This window comes from Nocardia sp. NPDC047038 (genome assembly GCF_040644075.1).
Lineage (GTDB): Bacteria > Actinomycetota > Actinomycetes > Mycobacteriales > Mycobacteriaceae > Nocardia > Nocardia sichangensis.
On the sequence record NZ_JBEYVQ010000001.1, the window covers coordinates 616,843 to 636,357 of the forward strand.

The window sequence follows — 19,515 nt, forward strand, 5'->3', positions numbered from 1 at the left end:
ATAAGATCGTGTTGTGACCAAGCAGTTCGCGTCGGTATGGACCAAGCAGCCGCGCCAGCCCAAATCGCCCGGGCTGCGCCGCGAGCAGATCATCGCGGCGGCCGTCGAGATTCTCGACGCCGAGGGGCTGGAGTCGCTGAGCATGCGCAAGCTCGGCGCGAAACTGGGTGCGGGGGCGACCAGTCTCTACTGGCACGTCTCCAACAAGGACGAGTTGCTGGAATTGGTGCTCGACGAGTTCTGGGGTCTGGTCCGGACTCCGGAGCCCGAGGAGGCGTCCTGGCGTGAACTGCTGAACACCTTCGCCTACAACTTGCGCGCGTCCATCAGGGAGCACCCATGGATGGCGTCGCTGGTCGGGCAACTGCCGAGCATCGGCCCCAACTCGCTGCGTTTGAGCGATCGGCTGCGCCGCGCGTTCGTCCGGGCGGGTTTTCATGGCGTGGACATCTATCTGGCGAGCGGCACGGTGATGTGTTTCGTCTTAGGCCAGGTGATTCCGGAGATCGCATGGGACAAGGTGTCCGAGGGGATGGAGATCGACGCCGACGGCGTGCTGCGCGTGATGCAGGACGTGGCCGGCGACTATCCCGAGATGCTGGCGGACTATCGGGCGACCGTGCCGACCGACCAGGAGGCCGGGCGTGCGATGGCGTTCGACTTCGGCTTGCTCTGCGTCCTCGATGGCCTGGAAGCTCGCCTGCGCAACCTGCGGGAACCCGGGCAAGAGTCGCGGGCGGCGGGATCGCCCGTGGGTGACGCTGACCAAACGTGAAACAGGTTCTCGTTAGTTGAAACGGGCTGAGAATCGGGATTGTGCCGATAAATTGAAACGTGTTCTATAGACGTGATCCGGTACCGGATCGCGCATGGCCACGCGGCGCGCCCGAGCGCCGATGCGCAGAAAGGCGTCTGACGTGAGCACGCACACCGTTCTCGGCCGAGAGGTGCGCATGCCGGTCCGCATCCGGCTCGCGCACGCGTTCATGGCCACCTATCTGGTGCCCGCTGAACGGGCGCAACGCCTCATCGACTACTCCGGCTTGGGGATTCTCCGGCTCCCGGGCGGGCGGGCGATGTGCACGCTGGTCTTCGTCGACTACGTCGACGGCGATCTGGGTCCGTACAACGAGTTCGGCGTCTCGTTCATGGTGCGCCACCACACCGCGGGGGCGCCCTCCGGAATCGGCGACCTGCGGGCGCTGGTGACCGGGCAGGCCGGCGTGTTCATCCACAAGCTGCCGGTGGACGGCGAGTTCACTTTGGCCGCAGGGCGTGGCATCTGGGGCTTTCCGAAGGAACTCGCCGAATTCGTCGTCGATCACGACGGCCGGACGCCCAGCGGCGCGCTGCACCAGGACGGGCAGCTCATCGCCGATCTCACGGTGCGGCCGGGATTCGCGACCCCGAACGGTCGCGCCGCGGCGTCCTCGTTCGACGCCTACTCGCACATCGACGGCGTCACTCGCTGCACGCGCTGGGAGATGCGGCCTTCCGGCATGCGTGCGCGTTTCGGCGGGGCGGAGCTGACGCTGGGCGACCATGCGATCGCCGCGGAACTCCGGTCGCTCGGCCTGCCGCGGCGTGCGTCGATGTCGTCGTCCGTCTCGCGGCTGGCGATGACGTTCGAAGACGCGATCTCGATCTGACGTGCCTTCCGCATAACCACCCGGTCACGGGCGGGTGGGGTACGTGGACGGTCCGGCGCGGCTGCGGTTAGCCTGACTTAGCGGATAGTTTGCCAGCGCTCTAAGTTATGGAGTGTGCCCGTGATCGTCGCCGACCGGACCTGCGTCGCTGATGGGCGCTGTGAACAGCGGATATCGCACGATGTCGGGTGGCTTGCGCAAGTGATTTCCGGTACCGGATACGCGCCGAAACTCTGGTTGCTGAGTTATTCAGAAACGTTCGGGTCTTCGGCCTGCCGACCGGACCGCTCGATGGTCAGCGTGCTCGCCCGGACAAGATTCTCAGGACACGTGACGGAGTCGGTCGCGTTCCCGCCGCCGGTGATGGTGCGCCGCGAGCTGCCCCGATCCCCACTAGCGTGGTGTGTCGTGACCACCGTGCAGTCCGGCGTCCTCCTGCGCATCGGAACACCGCCTGGCGCAACGACATGCAGACCCGCGGGGCGCGAGCGGGTCGCCCTCGCGAGGCGCAGGTGGGCGGACGCCCGATGTCGTTCGACCCGAACCGAGGCGGCGTGACGCTCCCGAACCCGAACCCCGGAGCCGAAGGGGAAGAGGGTGAGGAGGAGCTCGACTACCGCTTCACGCTCGCCAACGAGCGCACCTTCCTGGCTTGGATGCGGACCTCGCTCGGACTGCTGGCCGGTGGCGTCGCGGTGCACACACTGGTTCAGTCGTTCCGGATCGCGGGATTGCGGCGCGCGATCGCGCTCAGCTGCCTGGTCTTGGCGGCGGTCGTCGCGATCGGCGCGTACGGGCACTGGCGGCGCATCGGCGTGGCCATGCGGCGCGGCGATCCGCTGCCGGAGACGGTGCTGGTGCCGATCCTGTCGGCGGGCATCGCGATCGTCTCGGTACTGGCGGCGGTGGCGGTGCTGCTGCGGTGAGCGCGCCACATCTATCCGCCGAACGCACCGCACTGGCGTGGCGGCGCACCGCCGTGTCGGCGATGGTCGTCGGCACGCTGTTCCTGCATCAGGCTCTCGGCAGCGGATGGCGTGCGGCCGCGGTCGCGCCCATCGGCGCCGCGATCGCGATGGCGGCGCTGACGGGGGCTTGTTATCTGCGCAACCGCGGTCTTCGCCGGGGCCGCTACGCCCACGGTGGTCGCGTCATCGCCGCGACGGCCACGGCCGTGGTCGTGGTCGCGCTGGCCGCCGCGGCGGCCGGTTCTCTCGAACCGCTGCCTTGACCGGGTAGCGGCCCAGCAAAGTTGGCCGAGACGACAGGAGGACGACAATGTGCACAGCGAGCGAGCCGAGCGGCTTCATCGTCGCGGAGCACGAGCGTGCGACCGCCGCGCTGCCATTCGCCGACACGACCGATCTGGCCGACGCCGATCGCGGCTTCATCGCCGCGCTGGAACCCGGGGTGGTCACCTCCGAAGACGGAACCGTCGTCTGGGACAACGACTCCTACTCGTTCCTGCGCGAATCCTGCCCGCCCTCGGTCCATCCGAGCCTGTGGCGGCAGTCCGGCCTCGCGGTGCGACAGGGGTTGTACGAGGTGTGCGCGGGCATCTATCAGATCCGTGGTTTCGACATCTCCAATATGACGCTGGTCGAAGGCGAGACCGGAATCCTCGTGATCGATCCGCTGATCTCGGTCGAGACCGCCGCGGCCGGTCTCGCGCTCTACCGCGCGCATCGTGGCGACCGCCCGGTGACCGGTCTGATCTACACGCATTCGCACGCCGACCATTTCGGCGGAGCCTGCGGCGTCATCACCGCCGAGGAGGTCGAGACGGGACGCTGCCCGGTGCTGGCGCCTGCCGGATTCCTGGAACACGCGGTGGCGGAGAACATCTACGCGGGCACGGCGATGGCGCGCCGTGCGGGGTACATGTACGGCGCCGTGCTACCGCGCGGTCCGCTGGGCGCGGTGGGCTCCGGGCTGGGCCAGACCACGTCGGTCGGCACGGTCACGCTGATCCCCCCGACCGTCGACATCACCGCCACCGGGGAAGAGAAGACGATCGACGGCATACGGATGGTCTTCCAGCTCACGCCCGGCACCGAAGCGCCCGCGGAGATGAATTTCCACTTCCCCGACCGTCGCGCGCTGTGCATGGCGGAGAACGCGACCCACACCCTGCACAACGTGCTCACGTTGCGCGGCGCGCTGGTGCGTGACGCGCATGTCTGGGCGAAATACCTGACCGAGGCGATCAACCTGTTCGCCCGTGACTCCGACGTCGTCTTCGCCTCGCACCATTGGCCGACCTGGGGCACCGACCGCCTGGTGGAGTTCCTCTCGCTGCAACGGGATCTGTACGGGTATCTGCACGACCAGACCGTCCGCCTGCTGAACCAGGGCTACGTCGGCGCGGAGATCGCCGAGCTGGTCGCCCTCCCGCCCGCCATCGAGGAGGCCTGGCACGCGCGCGGGTACTACGGCTCGGTCAGTCACAACGTGAAGGCTGTCTATCAGCGCTACATGGGGTGGTTCGACGGCAACCCCGCACATCTGTGGGAGCATCCGCCGGTCGAATCCGCTCGGCGGCACGTGGAATTCATGGGCGGTGCGGAGGAAGTGCTCCGCAAAGCGCGGGCCTCCTACGACGCCGGGGACTACCGCTGGGTGGCGCAGGTGGTCAACTATGTCATCTTCGCCGATCCGGACAACGACGCCGCGAAAGAATTGCAGGCCAGCACGTTCGAGCAACTGGGCTACGGCGCGGAGAACGCCACGTGGCGCAACTTCTATCTCAGCGGCGCCTACGAACTGCGCTACGGCTCGTTCGGCACGCCCACCAAGACGGAATCGGCCACCATGGTGGCGGCGCTGTCCGTCGACCAGATCTTCGACGCGCTGGCGTTGCGCGTCGACGGCCCGAAGGCGTGGAACCATCGGCTGGTGACGGACTGGATCCTCACCGACCAGGACCGCACCCATCGGCTCGAGTTGCGCAACGGCCGCCTCACCCACTTCGACGTCGCCCCGGGCATGTCCCTGCCGGAAGCCGATGCCACCTTCACGCTGGCCAAGGCAACACTGATCCGCGTGTTGCTGGCCGGCGACGACTTCGGCGTCGCCGCGGCCGCCGGCGACATCGTCATCGAGGGAGACGTCACCAAGCTCGCCGAACTGGTCGACATCTTCGACGCCCCGGACCCCGATTTCGCGATCGTCACACCATAGTTCGCGCTTTGCTCATCTCGCCTCGCGGCCGAAGAAATAGCCGACCACGATCCCGGCGAGGCCCGACACCGGCGCCAGATATTGCGTCAGTTCCTGTGCGGGCAGACCTTTGACGATGCCGAACATGACTCCGGCCACCGTGCCCGCCACCAGCGCGGCGGCGAGTCCTGCGCGGTAGCGCGCCTCCAGGATCTTGTTCTTCGCCTCCGCCTCTTCTTTGATCAGCTCGGTGCGGCGCGACTCCGCCTGCAGTTCATGGTCGCGCCGAGCTCGGTCGACGGCCTCGGTGTCGGCATAGGCCGATGCTTGGTATTCGCGCTTCGCCGTGATGTAGGTCATCATCTGGTCGAACGAAAGGGACTCGACGCCCATCAGTCGAGAAGATTCGATGATCTCCTGGATCTCGGCACGGCTGTCGAGTGCCTCGCCGTAAATGGGCGAGGCCGGATCGCTGTCCACAGGGAAATTCACAGGACCCTCGGCCATTTCGGGTTCGCCGGTCACCGGAACAGTATCGCCCCGTCGTCGCTGCCCTGCTGGTTGATCAAAAGTTCTGATACAAAGCCCTTTTCGGTTGTTCCGAACGTACGGCCGTTCCGTCATCGTTCAATCGGACGTCGGCAATGTCGCGAGGTATCGGCCCGCAACGAAGCGCTGGGTCAGCCGCATCACGGGTCCGCCGAGCCGGGTGTACCAGGTGGCTGGGCGGGAGAACGCGACGATCAGCCCGTACACCATGTCGTCGGCGGAGTCGTACTCGACCGCGAACAATTCTTCACCGGAGGCCGGGTGCCCGGGCAGGGTGCCGTAGGCGAAACCCCGCCGGTCGGGTTCGTCGAGGACGTACACCACCCGGCACGGAGCGGTGATCCCGAACGGCCCGACTCCGAGCCGCACGGTGACGGCGGTGCCGGGCTCGGCCGTCGGAGTATCGGCGGATCGGAAGATCCCGGTGCCCTTCTGCACGCGGTAGGCCAGAATCTGCGCCCCCGCCTGCTCGAACAGCGCGCGTCCCCGGCCGATGCGCCGCCGCAGCCGTAACCCGTGATAGCCCTCCGGCACGACACCCCGGGTCGCGCCGAGTTCGGAGTACGTGAACGGCTCCAGCCCATCCGCCATGTCCTGATCTTCGCCCTACGGCCTTCGGTCTCGCCACCTTCTGCCGCAGACACGCCGGTCCGGGGGCGCCGAGGCCGCCGACCGATGCGCTGCGACGCGGCGGATCGTCCGACGCTGGAACCAGGACGCACCGGCTTGAGCCGCAGGGGAGTGAGATGCAGAAGCCCGAGGGGGTCCAGATACTCACGGTCGCGGTGGAGACCGCCCTCGACGCGGGCTCCCCAGTGCAGACACACCGCCACGCATCCCAGGTGCCCCGACTCCAGCGTGCCGATCCGGGTACCTCGTCCGACCCGCCTTCCCACGGGGACTTCGGCGCGAACGGGCTCGTATGTCGTGCGCAGCCCGCCGGAGTGGTCGATGGAAACGACCGGCTTGTCGGCCACCGTTCCGGCGAAAATGATGATCCCCTCTCCCGCCGCGAGCACAGCTTGCCCCTCGGCGCCTGCCAGATCGATCCCCCGATGCCCCGGTAGCCAGTTCTGCGCGGGTTTGTCGAAGTGCCGAACCACCGCGGGGCGCGGCTGCAGGGGCCAGTCGAATCGCCCTTCGGGTCGGGCTGTCGCGGTCGGCGCCGCCGCGACGATTGCGGCGATGCCGAGAGCCAGCGCCGAAGAAGACCGCCTCCGCATCGCATTCGACCTGGTCATTCGCGCCGCGCCGGGAGGGCCGACTACGGCCCGCAGAGGGGTGCGGGCGGTGCGCACAGGTCGCTACCGGGGGCGGAACTCGTCTCATTCCGGTCGTCCTTACCGCCACCGAGTCCGGCTTGCCGGAAGGGCAGCGGCGCGCGACGCGGCAGGCCGGACAGAGACGGCAGGCAGACGGAGCCCGTGCAGGCCCCGAGCCCGGGTTTCGCGGCAGGCGTCTCGGCCCCGACCGGCGGCGCGGTCACAATGCCGAGCGCGAAGAACAGCGGAAGAAGAAGGGTTGTCGCGGTGGAGATCGGTTTCATGGCTCAACCCTTCCGCGGCTCCGGCGTCGCCGAGGGCTCGATCCGTGGAATGGGGATAACCCGCTCGACTGTGGAAAGCTGCCGTTCCGCCTGGTCGGAGGCTTCGGATCGGACCGATTTAGATCTGGTGCCCCGAGGTCGTAAACTGATCGAGCGGTCTGTGCGTGCATGGACCGACTTCGCGCGCCACCGTGCTTGTTCACAGCGGCGCTGTTCGAATCGAGCTCGAGACAATTGGGTTCGCGGCAGCGTGTTCGGAACAGGGAATCGCCGGCTGGTCCCCACCTTCGTGGTCGGGTCCGACGATTCGGTGGCGCCAGGGCAGCGGATCGCCGATTCGCTGCGTCAACCGGCAAGCGAAAGAGAGATACGGGAGCCATGGCTGTCGTAACCATGAAGCAGCTGCTCGACAGCGGCGCACACTTCGGACACCAGACCCGGCGCTGGAACCCGAAGATGAAGCGGTTCATCTTCACCGACCGCAACGGCATCTACATCATCGACCTGCAGCAGACGCTGACCTACATCGACAAGGCCTACGAGTTCGTCAAGGAGACCGTCGCCCACGGTGGCACCGTCCTCTTCGTCGGCACCAAGAAGCAGGCCCAGGAGTCGATCGCGGCCGAGGCGACTCGCGTCGGGATGCCCTACGTCAACCAGCGCTGGCTGGGCGGCATGCTCACCAACTTCTCCACCGTGCACAAGCGTCTGCAGCGCCTCAAGGAGCTCGAGGCCATGGAGCAGACCGGTGGCTTCGAGGGTCGCACCAAGAAGGAAATCCTCATGCTGACGCGTGAGATGAACAAGCTGGAGCGCACCCTCGGCGGTATCCGCGACATGCAGAAGGTGCCCTCGGCGATCTGGGTCGTCGACACCAACAAGGAGCACATCGCCGTCGGCGAGGCGCGCAAGCTGAACATCCCGGTCATCGCGATCCTGGACACCAACTGCGACCCCGACCTGGTCGATTACCCGATCCCGGGCAACGACGACGCGATCCGCTCCGCCGCCCTGCTGACCAAGGTCGTCGCCTCCGCGGTGGCCGAGGGCGTGCAGGCGCGCGCCGGTCTGTCCTCGGGCGACGAGAAGCCGGAGGCGGGCGCGGGCGAGCCGCTGGCCGAGTGGGAGCAGGAGCTGCTCGCGCAGGCCGCCCCTGGCGCCGAGGCCGCAGAGACCTCCGCCGAGGCCTGAGCGGACTCGTAACCAGCTGTTTCGGCGGCGATCACGAGCCAGTGCCATCGTGATCGCCGCTGTCAACATCCACACTTCTCCAAAGGAGGCTCGCCGAGAATGGCGAACTACACCGCTGCCGACGTGAAGCGGCTCCGGGAGCTGACCGGCTCCGGCATGATGGATTGTAAGAACGCGCTGGCCGAGACCGACGGTGACTTCGACAAGGCCGTCGAGCTGCTGCGCATCAAGGGCGCGAAGGACGTCGGCAAGCGTGCCGAGCGCACCACCGCCGAAGGCCTGGTCGCCGCCAAGGACGGCGTCATGGTCGAGATCAACTCCGAGACCGACTTCGTCGCGAAGAACGCGGAGTTCCAGCAGCTGGCCGAGCAGGTCGTCGCCGCGGCGGCGTCCGCCAAGCCGGGCGACCTGGACACGCTGAAGGCTCTTGACCTGGGCGGCAAGACCGTCGACGAGGCTGTGCAGGCGCTCGCCGCGAAGATCGGCGAGAAGCTCGAGCTGCGCCGCGTCATCTCGCTGAACGGCCCGGTCGCCACCTACCTGCACAAGCGTGCCTCCGACCTGCCGCCCGCCGTCGGCGTGCTGGTCGAGTACACCGGTGAGGGCGACGCCGCGGCCGAGGCCGCTCGCGCCGCCGCCATGCAGGTCGCCGCGCTCAAGGCCAAGTACGTGACCCGCGACGAGGTTCCCGCCGACCTCGTGGAGAACGAGCGCCGCATCGCCGAGCAGACCGCTCGCGAGGAGGGCAAGCCCGAGGCCGCGCTGCCGAAGATCACCGAGGGCCGGGTCAACGGCTTCTTCAAGGATGTCGTGCTGCTCGAGCAGCCGTCGGTCACCGATTCGAAGAAGACCGTCAAGGCTCTGCTGGACGAGGCCGGTGTCACCGTCACCCGCTTCGCCCGCTTCGAGGTCGGCGCGAACTGAGTTTCGCCGCACCTTCAGCGTGCAGGCCCCCCGCCGACCGAACGAACGCCGGTTGACGGGGGGCCTTCTGCTGCCGCTCCAACCGAATAAGGCAGGATAGATGCCGCTCTGCCTTGCTCTACGTCACAGGCGCCTGCCGTGAGCAACGAATCGCCGGAAGAACGACAATCCCTCGCCGAAGGAGACTGGAGACCCATGACGGACCCGGGGACCGATCGCCCAGGATATCGCCGGGTACTGCTGAAACTCGGCGGAGAGATGTTCGGCGGCGGGAAGGTCGGACTCGACCCGGACGTGGTGCAGACGGTGGCCGAGCAGATCGCCGAGGTGGTCGCCACCGGCGTCCAGGTGGCCGTGGTGATCGGCGGCGGGAACTTCTTCCGCGGCGCCGAACTCGAGGAGCGCGGCATGGAACGCGCGCGCTCGGACTACATGGGCATGCTCGGCACGGTGATGAACAGCCTTGCGCTGCAAGACTTTCTGCAGCAGCAAGGCGTGGACACCCGGGTGCAGACCGCGATCACCATGGGCCAGGTCGCCGAGCCCTACCTCCCGCTGCGCGCCAAGCGGCATCTGGAGAAGGGCCGCGTGGTCATCTTCGGAGCGGGCATGGGCATGCCGTACTTCTCCACCGACACCACCGCCGCGCAGCGCGCGCTGGAGATCGGCGCGGACGTGGTCTTGATGGCCAAGGCGGTCGATGGAGTGTTCACCGCCGACCCGCGCGTCGACGAGACCGCGACCATGTACACCGAGATCACCCACAAAGAGGTCATCGAGCGCGACCTCAAGGTCGCGGACGCGACCGCCTTCAGCTTGTGCATGGACAACCAGATGCCGATTCTGGTGTTCAATTTGTTGACCAAGGGCAATATCGCCCGCGCGGTCGCCGGTGAGAAGATCGGCACACTGGTTCGGTCCTGATACCCGCCGACCGCGGATCATGACATGACGACGCTGTGGAGGAAACGGTCGTGATTGAAGAAGCGCTCTTCGACGCCGAGGAGAAGATGGAGAAGGCCGTCTCGGTGGCGAAGGACGATCTCGGAACCATTCGCACCGGTCGCGCGAATCCGGGCATGTTCTCTCGGGTCGTGGTCGACTACTACGGATCGCCGACCCCGATCACCCAGATGTCCAGCATCACGGTGCCGGAGCCGCGCATGGTCGTGATCAAGCCCTACGAGGCGGCCCAGCTCGGGCCGATCGAGACCGCGATCCGCAATTCGGATCTCGGCGTCAACCCCACCAACAACGGGGACATCATCCGCATCTCGGTGCCGCAGCTGACCGAGGAGCGCCGTCGTGAGCTCGCCAAGCAGGCGAGAGGCAAGGGCGAGGACGCCAAGGTCGCCATTCGCAATGTCCGTCGCAAGGCGATGGACGAACTGGGCCGCATCCAGAAAGATGGCGAGGCGGGCGAGGACGAGGTCGGGCGTGCCGAGAAGGAGCTCGACAAGACCACCGCCAAGTATGTCGGCCAGATCGATGAACTGGTCAAGCACAAGGAAGCCGAACTGCTCGAGGTCTGACGCGGATCGGTCGGCAGGCGTGACCGGGCCCGGAGGAGGCCCAGTCACCGCGAGTGCCGCCCGTGACAGCGCCGAGGCCCGCCCGGGCGGGGGACGAACGGAACGACGAGTTGAGCGACGGGACAATCGTGGCCGAGAACGCCGCCGCGACCGGTGCGGCAGAGGAGCCGCCGGTGAACGGAACAGCCGATGCGATGCGACAGCACGCGCACGATGCTGGTGCTTCCGGTTATGAACCGTTAGGCGGTCCCGCGAATCCCGCCGCGGCGCACCCCGCTCCCGCCTCGAGTGGTTCGCGGGCGGGTCGCAATCTGCCCGCCGCGCTGGCCGTCGGCTTCGGCCTCGGCCTCTCGCTGATCGCGATCCTGCTGTTCGTGCCGAAGGTGTTCATCGGCGTCGCGGCGGCCGGGGTCGGCGTGGCCACCTGGGAGGTCGCCAAGCGCCTGCGCGAGGCCGATGTGCTCGTCCCGCGGATTCCGCTGATCGTGGGCGGCCAAGCGGTGTTCTGGCTGGGCTGGCCGTACGGCGCCAGCGGTGTCGCGGGCGCGTTCGCCGCGACCACGCTGATCTGCATGGCGTGGCGGCTGTTCGACCACGGCTTACGGACAGCTCCACGAAACTTCTTGCGCGACACCGCTATCACGGTGTTCACGCTGGCCTGGATTCCGCTGCTCGCCTCGTTCGCCACCCTGCTGCTGCTCGAGCCGGACGGCAACCTGCGGGTGCTGACCTTCATGATCCTGGTGGTCTGCTCCGACGTCGGCGGTTATGTGGCGGGCGTGCTGTTCGGCAAGCATCCGATGGTGCCCTCGATCAGCCCGAAGAAGTCGTGGGAGGGTTTCGGCGGCTCCCTGGTGTTCAGCGTGATCGGCGGTCTGCTCACGGTGACGCTCCTGTTGGACGCCAACTCGATGATCGGCGTCGTCCTCGGCGTCGGCCTGGTGCTGGTGGCCACTTGCGGCGATCTGATCGAATCGCAGATCAAGCGCGAACTCGGCATCAAGGACATGGGCACGCTGCTGCCGGGCCACGGCGGCATCATGGACCGCCTGGACTCCATGCTCCCCTCGGCGTTCGTCTCCTGGCTGGTGCTGTCCACGCTGCTGTGATCCGGCGCGTCAGACCTTCTTGGCCGCGCGGCGCAGCTGCAGGATGCGCACGCCGCCCACCGAGGCCATGACGAGCGCGCCGCCGATCATCGACAGCAGCACGGTGACGCCGAGTGGCAGCGAGAAGTCCCAGAAGAAGAAGTGCACTTGGACCTGCTCGAGGTTCTGCACGATGAAGATCAGCAACAGGACCAGGATCAAGACGCCTGCGACGAGTCCGGTCCAGGCGTAACCGGTGCGCGAGGCAAGAGACTTCTTGACCGGGACGGCGGGCGGAACGACCGGCGGGGCGCCCGGCGGCGTCGTGCGCTGACGCTGTGACAGGTCCGGATCCGGTTCCGGCGGGTGTTCGGCATGCGTGGACATATCTCGATCATGGCCGACGGCTATCACGCCCGCACGCATTTCCTCGGGACGAACCGGGCATGTCGAGACGTGCGTATGTGGTCGAGTGCGGGGGTGTCTGCCGCGGATGGGAGAATGGAACGATTATGACCGTCTCCCTGCCCCTGGTTTTCGACGCTCCGCGCCGTGGCATGCCGCCGCGTCATCTCGCCGACCTCGACGCCGATGGCAGGCGCGCGGCCATCGAGGAACTCGGCCTGCCGAAGTTTCGTGCCGATCAGATCGCCCGGCAGTACTACGCGCGATTGCAGGCCGATCCGGCGCGGATGACGGATCTGCCCGCCGCGGTCCGGGAGAAGATCGGCGAGGCGCTGTTCCCGCCGCTGCTCGACGTGGTCAAGCATGTCGCGTGTGACGAGGGGGAGACTCGCAAAACGCTCTGGCGTGCGGGCGACGGCACGCTGCTGGAAAGCGTGCTCATGCGCTACCCCGATCGCGCGACCCTGTGCATCTCCAGCCAGGCCGGTTGCGGCATGGCGTGCCCGTTCTGTGCCACCGGCCAAGGTGGGCTGAATCGCAACCTGTCCACCGCGGAGATCGTCGACCAGGTGCGTGCCGCGGCCGCCGCGCTGCGCGACGGGGAAGTGGCCGGTGGGCCGGGCAGACTGTCCAACATCGTCTTCATGGGCATGGGGGAGCCGCTGGCGAACTACAAGCGGGTGGTCGCGGCGGTCCGCCGGATCACTTCGCCCGCGCCGGACGGACTCGGTATCTCCCAGCGCAATGTCGTGGTCTCGACCGTGGGGCTGGCTCCGGCCATCCGCAAACTGGCCGACGAGGGATTGTCGGTGACGCTCGCGGTCTCGCTGCACACGCCCGACGACGAACTGCGCGACACCCTGGTTCCGGTGAACAACCGCTGGCCGGTCGCCGAGGTGCTCGACGCGGCCCGCTACTACGCCGACAAGACCGGCCGCCGCGTCTCGGTCGAATACGCGCTCATCCGGGACATCAACGACCATCCGTGGCGCGCGGACATGCTGGGCGAGAAGCTGCACAAGGCGCTCGGCTCCCGGGTCCACGTCAACGTCATCCCGCTCAACCCGACTCCGGGCTCCAAGTGGGATGCCAGCCCCAAGCCGGTCGAGCAGGAGTTCGTCCGCCGTGTCAACGCCAAGGGCGTGCCCTGCACGGTCCGCGACACCCGCGGCCAAGAGATCGCCGCCGCCTGCGGGCAGTTGGCCGCGGAGAACTGAAATACTCGGCTGCGCATGATGGGTGGCGGCATAGTCTCGCGCCGCCCATTGCAGGACCAGCGTTTCCCCGACGGAAGCGCTAGCCGCGGTTCTTCGCCGGACGGTTGGTGGCGGCGCGACGTTCGGCTTCCTTCGTCTTGATGCGCTCGTTCTCCGCGCGGACCGCGGCGTAGTTCTCCCGCTCGCGCACGAGCCACTCCGGCGGGTCGGCGAGCAGGGCGTCGATCTCGTCGACCGTGAGATGGTCGGAGACCCCGGCGCGGGTCAAGCCGGTGTTGGAGACGCCGAGTTTGCGTGCCACCACGTCGCGCGGGAACGGGCCGGTGCGGCGCAGTTCGGCCAGCCATTCGGGCGGATCGGCGCGCAGCGCGTCGAGCTGGGTGCGCGAGATCGGCGAGTTGCGGAACTCCTCGGGTGCGGCCGGAAGGTAGATGCCGAGCTTGTTCGCCGCCGTCAACGGCTTCATCATCTGCGGTTTCTTGTCCGGGCTCACCGACCCAGCTTACTGGGCGGCGCGGCGGGGCCCGACCGCGCGGTGGCATACGCTTCCACGAATGAGCCCGTTGGAGTCGATCGATGTCGTGCGCCTGCGCTGGTTCGTCGCGGTCGCGCAGGAGTTGCACTTCGCGCGCGCGGCGAAGTCGCTGCACATCTCGCGGCAGAAGCTCAGCCATACCGTCATCGACTTGGAAAACGAACTCGGCACAAAGCTTTTCGTGCCCGGCGCGCAACCGACCCAGCTCACCGACGACGGCCGCGAATTGCTGGAGCGGGCCCGCGAGATCATCGCGCGCGCCGAGTCGGCGGCGCAGCGGCACGAGCCGGAGGCATCGGCCGCCCTGCGGGTGGGTTTCGTGCCGGGCGTCACGGTGTCCAAATGGACCCGGATCTGGACCGAGCGGTTCCCGGACATCCCGCTCGAGGTGAGCGCGCTGGCGCAGGCGGATCAGGAGGCGGCGCTACGTGCGGGGAGCGTGGACATGTGCTTCGTCCGGCTGCCGATCGACCGCGAAGGCATGAGCGCGATCCCGCTCTACCGTGAGGTCCCGGTCGTGGTGGTGCAGAAGGAACACCCGCTGTCGGTGTTCGACGAGGTGCGCATGGCCGACCTGGCCGACGAGCGTCTCCAGGACACCTCGGACGTCGATGCGATCGGCGGCGCTCTGGAGCTGGTCGCGGCGGCCGGCGGCGCGGCGATCGTGCCGCACTCGCTCGCTCGCCTGCATCATCGCCGCGACCTCGTCTACCGTCCGATGCTCGACGTTCCCGACACGGAGGTCGCGCTGGCCTGGCCCGCCGGCCGCACCACGGATCTGGTCGAGGAGTTCGTCGGCGTCGTCCGTGGCCGTTCCGAGCGCAGTTCCCGCAGCCAGGCCCGAGCCGACAAGGACGAGTCGCGGAAGAAGCCCCCGGCCAAGAAGGTGGTCGGTCGTTCGGCCCCGGCCAAGAAGAAACCCGCCCGACGCCGCGGACGCTAGCGAGGGCGCGAACCCGGCCGGGTCCGCGCCGCCCGGCGATCAGCTCTTGCAGACTCGGTTCAGCTCGTCCGTCGCGGCGTCCATGCTCGTGACCTTGTCGTCGGTCAGAGCGCGGGCGTAGGCGGCGATGGCTTCCTTCTCCGCGCCGTCGGCCTGGATGGCCGAGAGCTTGGCGGCGAGGGACTGCTGCACGGTCGGGTCCAGGTTCCCGCCCGACTCGTCGATGGCGGCGTTGATCGCGTCGACGGCCGCGCCGCACGCCGGTGACTGGGCATACGCGGGCGCGGCGGGCGACAACAGCAGCGAGCCGAACGCACTCGCGGCGAGCAGGGCGGCCGAACAGATCTTGATCATTGCGTCCTAAGTAGTCGTGCGAACAGAAACCGAGGTCCGCGACCCGGCTGGGACGCGGACCTCGGACGCACACGGTACCGGGCCGCAGCCCGCCCGCGATACAGGACGAATGGAATTGTGCGAGAGGACTTTTCGGCTAGCGCGGCTTGCGCTGGAGCACCGAGTCGCGGATCAGGATGCCCGCGATCAGGACGGCGAAGCCGACGAGGAAGATGTCCTCGATCTTGCCCTTGTGGTTGCCGACCAGCATGGCCAGCAGGATCAGCGCGACGATCCAGCCCGCGATACGGAAGGTACGACGCGATTCGCCGCTCCAGCCCCAAGCGGCGGAGGGAACTTCGGCGGGATCCACGCGAGTGACGACGCGCTCGGTTTCGACGTGTTCGAGTTCCGTGGCGGCCACGATCGCTCCTTAGCTGTTACTTGTACCGATATTCCGGTACGCACTCGATGAGCTGCTGCCGCATATCGTGACATACGACGGTGCGTCGTTGTAAGTCGGCCCGCGCCGGTCGAACACGTTCCCCAGGTAGGACACAATGAAGGCGTGTCCGACATCGTGAGAGTCCTGCTGCTGGGCAGCACCGGATCCATTGGCACCCAAGCGCTCGAGGTGATCGCCGCCAATCCCGACCGCTTCGAGGTGGTCGGACTCGCCGCGCGCGGCGGCAACACCGAGCTGCTCGCCGCCCAGATGGCCGCCACGGGCACACGCAATGTGGCCGTGGCCGATCCGGCCGCGGCCCAGCGGCTGGACCTGCGGCTGGGCGGCCCGGGTGCGGTGACCGAACTGGTGCGCCGCACCGAGGCGGACGTCGTGCTGAACGCTCTGGTCGGCTCGCTCGGGCTGGAGCCGACCCTGGCCACCCTCCAGTCCGGTACGCGCCTGGCGCTGGCCAACAAGGAATCGCTGGTCGCGGGCGGCTCCCTGGTCACCCGCGCCGCGGTCCCCGGACAGATCGTCCCGGTCGACTCGGAGCACTCCGCGCTGGCACAGTGCCTGCGCGGCGGTCGCGCCGACGAGGTCGACCGGCTGGTGCTGACCGCCTCCGGCGGCCCGTTCCGCGGCTGGACCGCCGAGATGCTGGAGTCGGTCGAGCCCGCCGAGGCCAAAGCGCATCCCACCTGGTCGATGGGTTTGATGAACACTCTGAACTCGGCCTCGCTGGTGAACAAGGGACTCGAGCTGATCGAGACGCACCTGCTGTTCGGCGTGCCCTACGACCGCATCGACGTCACCGTGCACCCGCAGTCGATCGTGCACTCGATGGTCACCTTCACCGACGGCTCCACGCTCGCCCAGGCCAGCCCGCCGGACATGAAGCTGCCCATCGCGCTGGCGCTCGGCTGGCCGGACCGAGTGCCCGGCGCGGCCGCGGCCTGCGATTTCGGCACCGCGTCCACTTGGACGTTCGAACCGGTCGACAACGACGTCTTCCCCGCGGTCGAGCTGGCCCGCGCGGCCGGCGAGGCCGGCGGCAGTGTCACCGCGGTCTACAACGCCGCCAACGAGGTCGCGGTGCAAGCTTTCCTGGACGGCGCCATCCGTTTCCCGCAGATCGTCGGCACGGTGGCCGCCGCGGTGGAGGCGGCCCAGCAGTGGCGCGCGGAGCCGGAATCGCTCGACGAAGTCCTCGCCGCGGACACCTGGGCGCGGGAGTTCGCCGCCGCCCGGGTACGCGGCTGACGCCCTTCGGCGCCGGATCGGACGCGCGAAGCGACGGCGTCCTGGCACACTGAACACACAGGACAGAGCTTTGTCCCGTTAGGCGTACCTCCGCCTTCGCTCCGGCCATGCGCGAGTTGAAGACGGACTACGTCCGACAGCACCCATTAAAGTGGTCAGAGTGCTCGCGGCCAGGAGCGGACGCGCGCGTGCGGGATATTCGAGCTGCGCATACGCAGGAGGGCTGTAGAGCAAATGGTGTTCGCGTTGGGGTTCGTGCTGTTCGCGCTGGGCATCACGGTGTCGATCGCGCTGCACGAATGTGGGCACATGTGGACCGCCCAGGCGACCGGCATGAAGGTGCGGCGGTACTTCATCGGATTCGGGCCGAAGATCTTCTCGTTCCGCCGCGGCGAGACCGAGTACGGACTCAAGGCGCTTCCGCTCGGCGGTTTCTGCGACATCGCGGGCATGACGGCGCTCGACGAACTGCGCCCGGAAGAACTCGACCGCGCCATGTATCGGCAGGCCACCTGGAAGCGGCTGGTGGTGATGTCCGGCGGCATCGCGATGAACTTCGTCCTCGGCTTCATCTTGATCGTGGTGCTCGCTGTCGGCTGGGGGCTGCCCAATCTGAAGGAACCCCCCGCCACCGCGCTGGGGGTCATGAGCTGCGTGCCGCAAGGGAAGCCGGACGGCTCGTCCGAGTCCTGCACCGGCACGGGCCCGGCGCAGCGCGCCGGATTGCGGCGCGGTGACATCGTCAAAGAGGTGAACGGCGTCAAGGTGGACACCTGGCGGCAGTTCCAGGCCGAGACCCAGAAGCAGACCGGCCCCTTCACCTACCTCATCGAGCGCGACGGCAGCACCCTCACCATTCCGGTGACCCCGGAGCGGGTCGTGCGCTACCCCGAGGGCGGTGGCGAGGGCCGCGTGGTCGGCGCCGTCGGCGTGGCGCCCGAGCGCTACGACCCCGTGCAATACGACCTGCTGGGCGCTGTCCCCGCTGCCGCCGGGTTCACCGGCGACATGTTCCTGCGCACGGTCGACTCGCTGACCGAGATGCCCGCGAAGGTCTCCGCGCTGTGGAACGCGGTCACCGGAGGCGAGCGTGATCCGGAGACCCCGGTCAGCGTGTACGGCGCCAGCAAGATCGGCGGCGAGACCGCCGAACGCGGCCTGTGGAACGTCTTCATCCTGGTGCTGGCCAGCCTGAACTTCTTCCTCGGCATCTTCAACCTGCTGCCGTTGCTTCCCCTGGACGGGGGCCACATCGCGGTGGTGATCTACGAGAAGATCCGCAACACCATCCGCGGTTGGAAGGGACTCGCGCCGGGTGCGCCGGTGAATTACCTGAAGTTGCTGCCCGCGACCTATGTCGTCGTGGTGATCGGCGGTGCGTACATGCTGCTCACCCTGGCCGCCGACATCGTGAACCCGATCAAGCTGTTCTGACCGGCGCCGCCGATCAGGCGGTGTGACCGGCGACGTAGGGTGGGCGTCGCGCGCCACGGCTAGACTCGGCACCGAACCGGCCGGACACGACGAAAGTAGGCAGCCGAAGGTGACCAGCACAATCGGATTGGGGATGCCGACCGCCCCCGCGGCAGTGCTCGCTCCACGGCGTAAGACCCGCCAGCTGATGGTGGGCAAGGTCGGGGTGGGCAGCGACCACCCGATCTCGGTGCAGTCCATGACCACGACCAAGACGCACGATGTGAACGCCACCCTGCAGCAGATCGCGGAGCTGACCGCGTCGGGGTGCGACATCGTGCGGGTGGCCTGCCCGCGTCAGGAGGACGCGGACGCGCTGGCCACGATCGCCGCGAAATCCCAGATTCCGGTGATCGCCGACATCCACTTCCAGCCCCGCTACATCTTCGCCGCGATCGACGCCGGGTGCGCCGCGGTCCGGGTCAACCCCGGCAACATCAAGGAGTTCGACGGCCGGGTCAAGGAGGTCGCCAAGGCCGCGGGTGCGGCGGGCATCCCGATCCGCATCGGCGTGAACGCCGGTTCGCTGGACAAGCGGATGATGGAGAAGTACGGCAAGGCCACGCCGGAGGCGCTGGTGGAGTCGGCGCTGTGGGAGGCGAGCCTGTTCGAGGAGCACGGGTTCGGTGACATCAAGATCTCGGTCAAGCACAACGACCCGGTGATCATGGTGGAGGCCTACCGGCAGCTGGCCGCGCAGTGCGACTACCCGCTGCACCTCGGCGTCACCGAGGCGGGCCCTGCGTTCCAGGGCACGATCAAGTCGGCGGTCGCGTTCGGCGCGCTGCTGGCGGAGGGTATCGGCGACACGATCCGCGTCTCGCTGTCCGCGCCGCCCGCCGAGGAGGTCAAGGTCGGCGGGCAGATCCTGCAATCGCTGAACCTGCGCCCGCGCAAGCTCGAGATCGTGTCGTGCCCCTCCTGCGGGCGCGCGCAGGTCGACGTGTACACGCTGGCCAACGAGGTCACCGCGGGCCTGGAGGGCATGGCGGTGCCGCTGCGAGTGGCTGTCATGGGCTGCGTCGTGAACGGGCCCGGTGAGGCGCGCGAGGCCGACCTGGGTGTGGCCTCCGGCAACGGCAAGGGCCAGATCTTCGTCAAGGGCGAGGTCATCAAGACCGTTCCCGAGGCGCAGATCGTCGAGACGCTGATCGAAGAGGCGATGCGCATCGCCGAGGAGATGGGCGAGGACTCGGGCGCGGGCGAACCGGTCGTCACCGTCGGCTGAGGACGCGCCTAACCAGCGCTTTCGGCTTAGTCATA

General features: G+C 67.9%; 22 protein-coding genes and 1 pseudogene. 15 read left to right on the forward strand and 8 right to left on the reverse strand.

The window, feature by feature from the left end; all coding sequences use genetic code 11:
* Nucleotides 1-13: 13 nt before the first annotated feature.
* From ABZ824_RS02920 to ABZ824_RS02940, 5 genes are all read left to right on the forward strand, one after another.
* The gene (locus ABZ824_RS02920) at nt 14-775 is read left to right on the forward strand and encodes a TetR/AcrR family transcriptional regulator C-terminal domain-containing protein (RefSeq protein WP_356961311.1); all 762 of its coding nucleotides are present in this window, start codon (nt 14-16) and stop codon (nt 773-775) included.
* A gap of 142 nt (nt 776-917) precedes the next feature.
* Nucleotides 918-1,649, forward strand: a complete 732-nt coding sequence (locus ABZ824_RS02925; RefSeq protein WP_356961313.1) for an acetoacetate decarboxylase family protein — start codon at nt 918-920, stop codon at nt 1,647-1,649.
* A gap of 527 nt (nt 1,650-2,176) precedes the next feature.
* The gene (locus ABZ824_RS02930) at nt 2,177-2,575 is read left to right on the forward strand and encodes a DUF202 domain-containing protein (RefSeq protein WP_355069913.1); all 399 of its coding nucleotides are present in this window, start codon (nt 2,177-2,179) and stop codon (nt 2,573-2,575) included.
* Nucleotides 2,572-2,880 (forward strand): DUF202 domain-containing protein, encoded by a 309-nt coding sequence (locus ABZ824_RS02935; RefSeq protein WP_356961315.1) that lies wholly within the window; start codon nt 2,572-2,574, stop codon nt 2,878-2,880. Before ABZ824_RS02930 ends, ABZ824_RS02935 begins: the two co-directional genes overlap by 4 nt.
* A gap of 47 nt (nt 2,881-2,927) precedes the next feature.
* On the forward strand, nt 2,928-4,829 hold the full coding sequence (locus tag ABZ824_RS02940) for an alkyl sulfatase dimerization domain-containing protein (RefSeq protein ID WP_356961316.1): 1,902 nt from the start codon (nt 2,928-2,930) through the stop codon (nt 4,827-4,829).
* 12 nt (nt 4,830-4,841) lie between these two features.
* Here the strand turns inward: ABZ824_RS02940 and ABZ824_RS02945 are convergent, their stop codons facing one another.
* The 4 genes and pseudogenes from ABZ824_RS02945 to ABZ824_RS02960 form a co-directional block, all read right to left on the reverse strand.
* A complete protein-coding gene (locus ABZ824_RS02945; RefSeq protein ID WP_355069918.1) occupies nt 4,842-5,333 on the reverse strand; it encodes a hypothetical protein in 492 nt (163 codons plus the stop codon).
* A gap of 102 nt (nt 5,334-5,435) precedes the next feature.
* The gene (locus tag ABZ824_RS02950) at nt 5,436-5,948 is read right to left on the reverse strand and encodes a DUF1990 domain-containing protein (protein ID WP_356961318.1); all 513 of its coding nucleotides are present in this window, start codon (nt 5,946-5,948) and stop codon (nt 5,436-5,438) included.
* A gap of 128 nt (nt 5,949-6,076) precedes the next feature.
* A pseudogene (locus ABZ824_RS02955) lies at nt 6,077-6,598 on the reverse strand (M23 family metallopeptidase); the annotation flags it as partial.
* Between the two features lie 23 nt (nt 6,599-6,621).
* Nucleotides 6,622-6,903 (reverse strand): hypothetical protein, encoded by a 282-nt coding sequence (locus ABZ824_RS02960; RefSeq protein ID WP_356961320.1) that lies wholly within the window; start codon nt 6,901-6,903, stop codon nt 6,622-6,624.
* A 378-nt stretch (nt 6,904-7,281) separates the two neighbouring features.
* Here ABZ824_RS02960 and rpsB point away from each other — a divergent pair, with 378 nt between their 5' ends.
* The 5 genes from rpsB (at nt 7,282) to ABZ824_RS02985 (ending at nt 11,659) form a co-directional block, all read left to right on the forward strand.
* Nucleotides 7,282-8,094, forward strand: a complete 813-nt coding sequence (gene rpsB, locus ABZ824_RS02965) for a 30S ribosomal protein S2 (RefSeq protein WP_355069923.1) — start codon at nt 7,282-7,284, stop codon at nt 8,092-8,094.
* Between the two features lie 99 nt (nt 8,095-8,193).
* Complete coding sequence (tsf, locus tag ABZ824_RS02970; RefSeq protein ID WP_355069925.1) at nt 8,194-9,018, forward strand: translation elongation factor Ts; 825 nt, start codon at nt 8,194-8,196, stop codon at nt 9,016-9,018.
* A 195-nt stretch (nt 9,019-9,213) separates the two neighbouring features.
* Entirely contained in the window at nt 9,214-9,942 is a 729-nt protein-coding gene (gene pyrH, locus ABZ824_RS02975) for a UMP kinase (RefSeq protein WP_039799499.1), read from the forward strand.
* Nucleotides 9,943-9,992: 50 nt separating this feature from the next.
* A complete protein-coding gene (gene frr / locus ABZ824_RS02980; protein WP_355069927.1) occupies nt 9,993-10,550 on the forward strand; it encodes a ribosome recycling factor in 558 nt (185 codons plus the stop codon).
* Nucleotides 10,551-10,660: 110 nt separating this feature from the next.
* Nucleotides 10,661-11,659 carry a phosphatidate cytidylyltransferase gene (locus tag ABZ824_RS02985; protein WP_356961322.1) on the forward strand — a complete coding sequence of 333 codons (999 nt, stop codon included), beginning with the start codon at nt 10,661-10,663 and terminating at the stop codon, nt 11,657-11,659.
* A 9-nt stretch (nt 11,660-11,668) separates the two neighbouring features.
* On the opposite strand, the gene ABZ824_RS02990 is transcribed toward ABZ824_RS02985, so the two are convergent.
* The gene (locus ABZ824_RS02990; protein ID WP_355069930.1) at nt 11,669-12,025 is read right to left on the reverse strand and encodes a lipopolysaccharide assembly protein LapA domain-containing protein; all 357 of its coding nucleotides are present in this window, start codon (nt 12,023-12,025) and stop codon (nt 11,669-11,671) included.
* Between the two features lie 125 nt (nt 12,026-12,150).
* Between ABZ824_RS02990 and rlmN the strand changes: the two genes are divergently transcribed.
* Nucleotides 12,151-13,260 (forward strand): 23S rRNA (adenine(2503)-C(2))-methyltransferase RlmN, encoded by a 1,110-nt coding sequence (gene rlmN / locus ABZ824_RS02995; RefSeq protein ID WP_356961323.1) that lies wholly within the window; start codon nt 12,151-12,153, stop codon nt 13,258-13,260.
* A 79-nt stretch (nt 13,261-13,339) separates the two neighbouring features.
* Here the strand turns inward: rlmN and ABZ824_RS03000 are convergent, their stop codons facing one another.
* Nucleotides 13,340-13,753 (reverse strand): DUF5997 family protein, encoded by a 414-nt coding sequence (locus ABZ824_RS03000; protein WP_356961324.1) that lies wholly within the window; start codon nt 13,751-13,753, stop codon nt 13,340-13,342.
* 61 nt (nt 13,754-13,814) lie between these two features.
* On the opposite strand from ABZ824_RS03000, the gene ABZ824_RS03005 reads away from it, so the two are divergent.
* Nucleotides 13,815-14,738, forward strand: coding sequence for a LysR substrate-binding domain-containing protein (locus tag ABZ824_RS03005; protein ID WP_356961326.1), 924 nt, complete (start codon nt 13,815-13,817; stop codon nt 14,736-14,738).
* Nucleotides 14,739-14,777: 39 nt separating this feature from the next.
* Here ABZ824_RS03005 and ABZ824_RS03010 read toward each other — a convergent pair whose 3' ends face one another.
* Both ABZ824_RS03010 and ABZ824_RS03015 read right to left on the reverse strand, forming a co-directional pair.
* A complete protein-coding gene (locus ABZ824_RS03010; protein ID WP_355069937.1) occupies nt 14,778-15,092 on the reverse strand; it encodes a hypothetical protein in 315 nt (104 codons plus the stop codon).
* 136 nt (nt 15,093-15,228) lie between these two features.
* A complete protein-coding gene (locus ABZ824_RS03015; RefSeq protein ID WP_355069939.1) occupies nt 15,229-15,495 on the reverse strand; it encodes a DUF2631 domain-containing protein in 267 nt (88 codons plus the stop codon).
* Between the two features lie 144 nt (nt 15,496-15,639).
* On the opposite strand from ABZ824_RS03015, the gene dxr reads away from it, so the two are divergent.
* The 3 genes from dxr to ispG all read left to right on the forward strand — a co-directional run bounded on the left by dxr (nt 15,640) and on the right by ispG (nt 19,480).
* The gene (gene dxr, locus ABZ824_RS03020; RefSeq protein WP_356961328.1) at nt 15,640-16,779 is read left to right on the forward strand and encodes a 1-deoxy-D-xylulose-5-phosphate reductoisomerase; all 1,140 of its coding nucleotides are present in this window, start codon (nt 15,640-15,642) and stop codon (nt 16,777-16,779) included.
* Nucleotides 16,780-17,013: 234 nt separating this feature from the next.
* Nucleotides 17,014-18,213, forward strand: coding sequence for a site-2 protease family protein (locus ABZ824_RS03025; protein ID WP_355069942.1), 1,200 nt, complete (start codon nt 17,014-17,016; stop codon nt 18,211-18,213).
* Nucleotides 18,214-18,322: 109 nt separating this feature from the next.
* Complete coding sequence (ispG, locus tag ABZ824_RS03030; RefSeq protein WP_355069944.1) at nt 18,323-19,480, forward strand: flavodoxin-dependent (E)-4-hydroxy-3-methylbut-2-enyl-diphosphate synthase; 1,158 nt, start codon at nt 18,323-18,325, stop codon at nt 19,478-19,480.
* Nucleotides 19,481-19,515 lie beyond the last annotated feature (35 nt).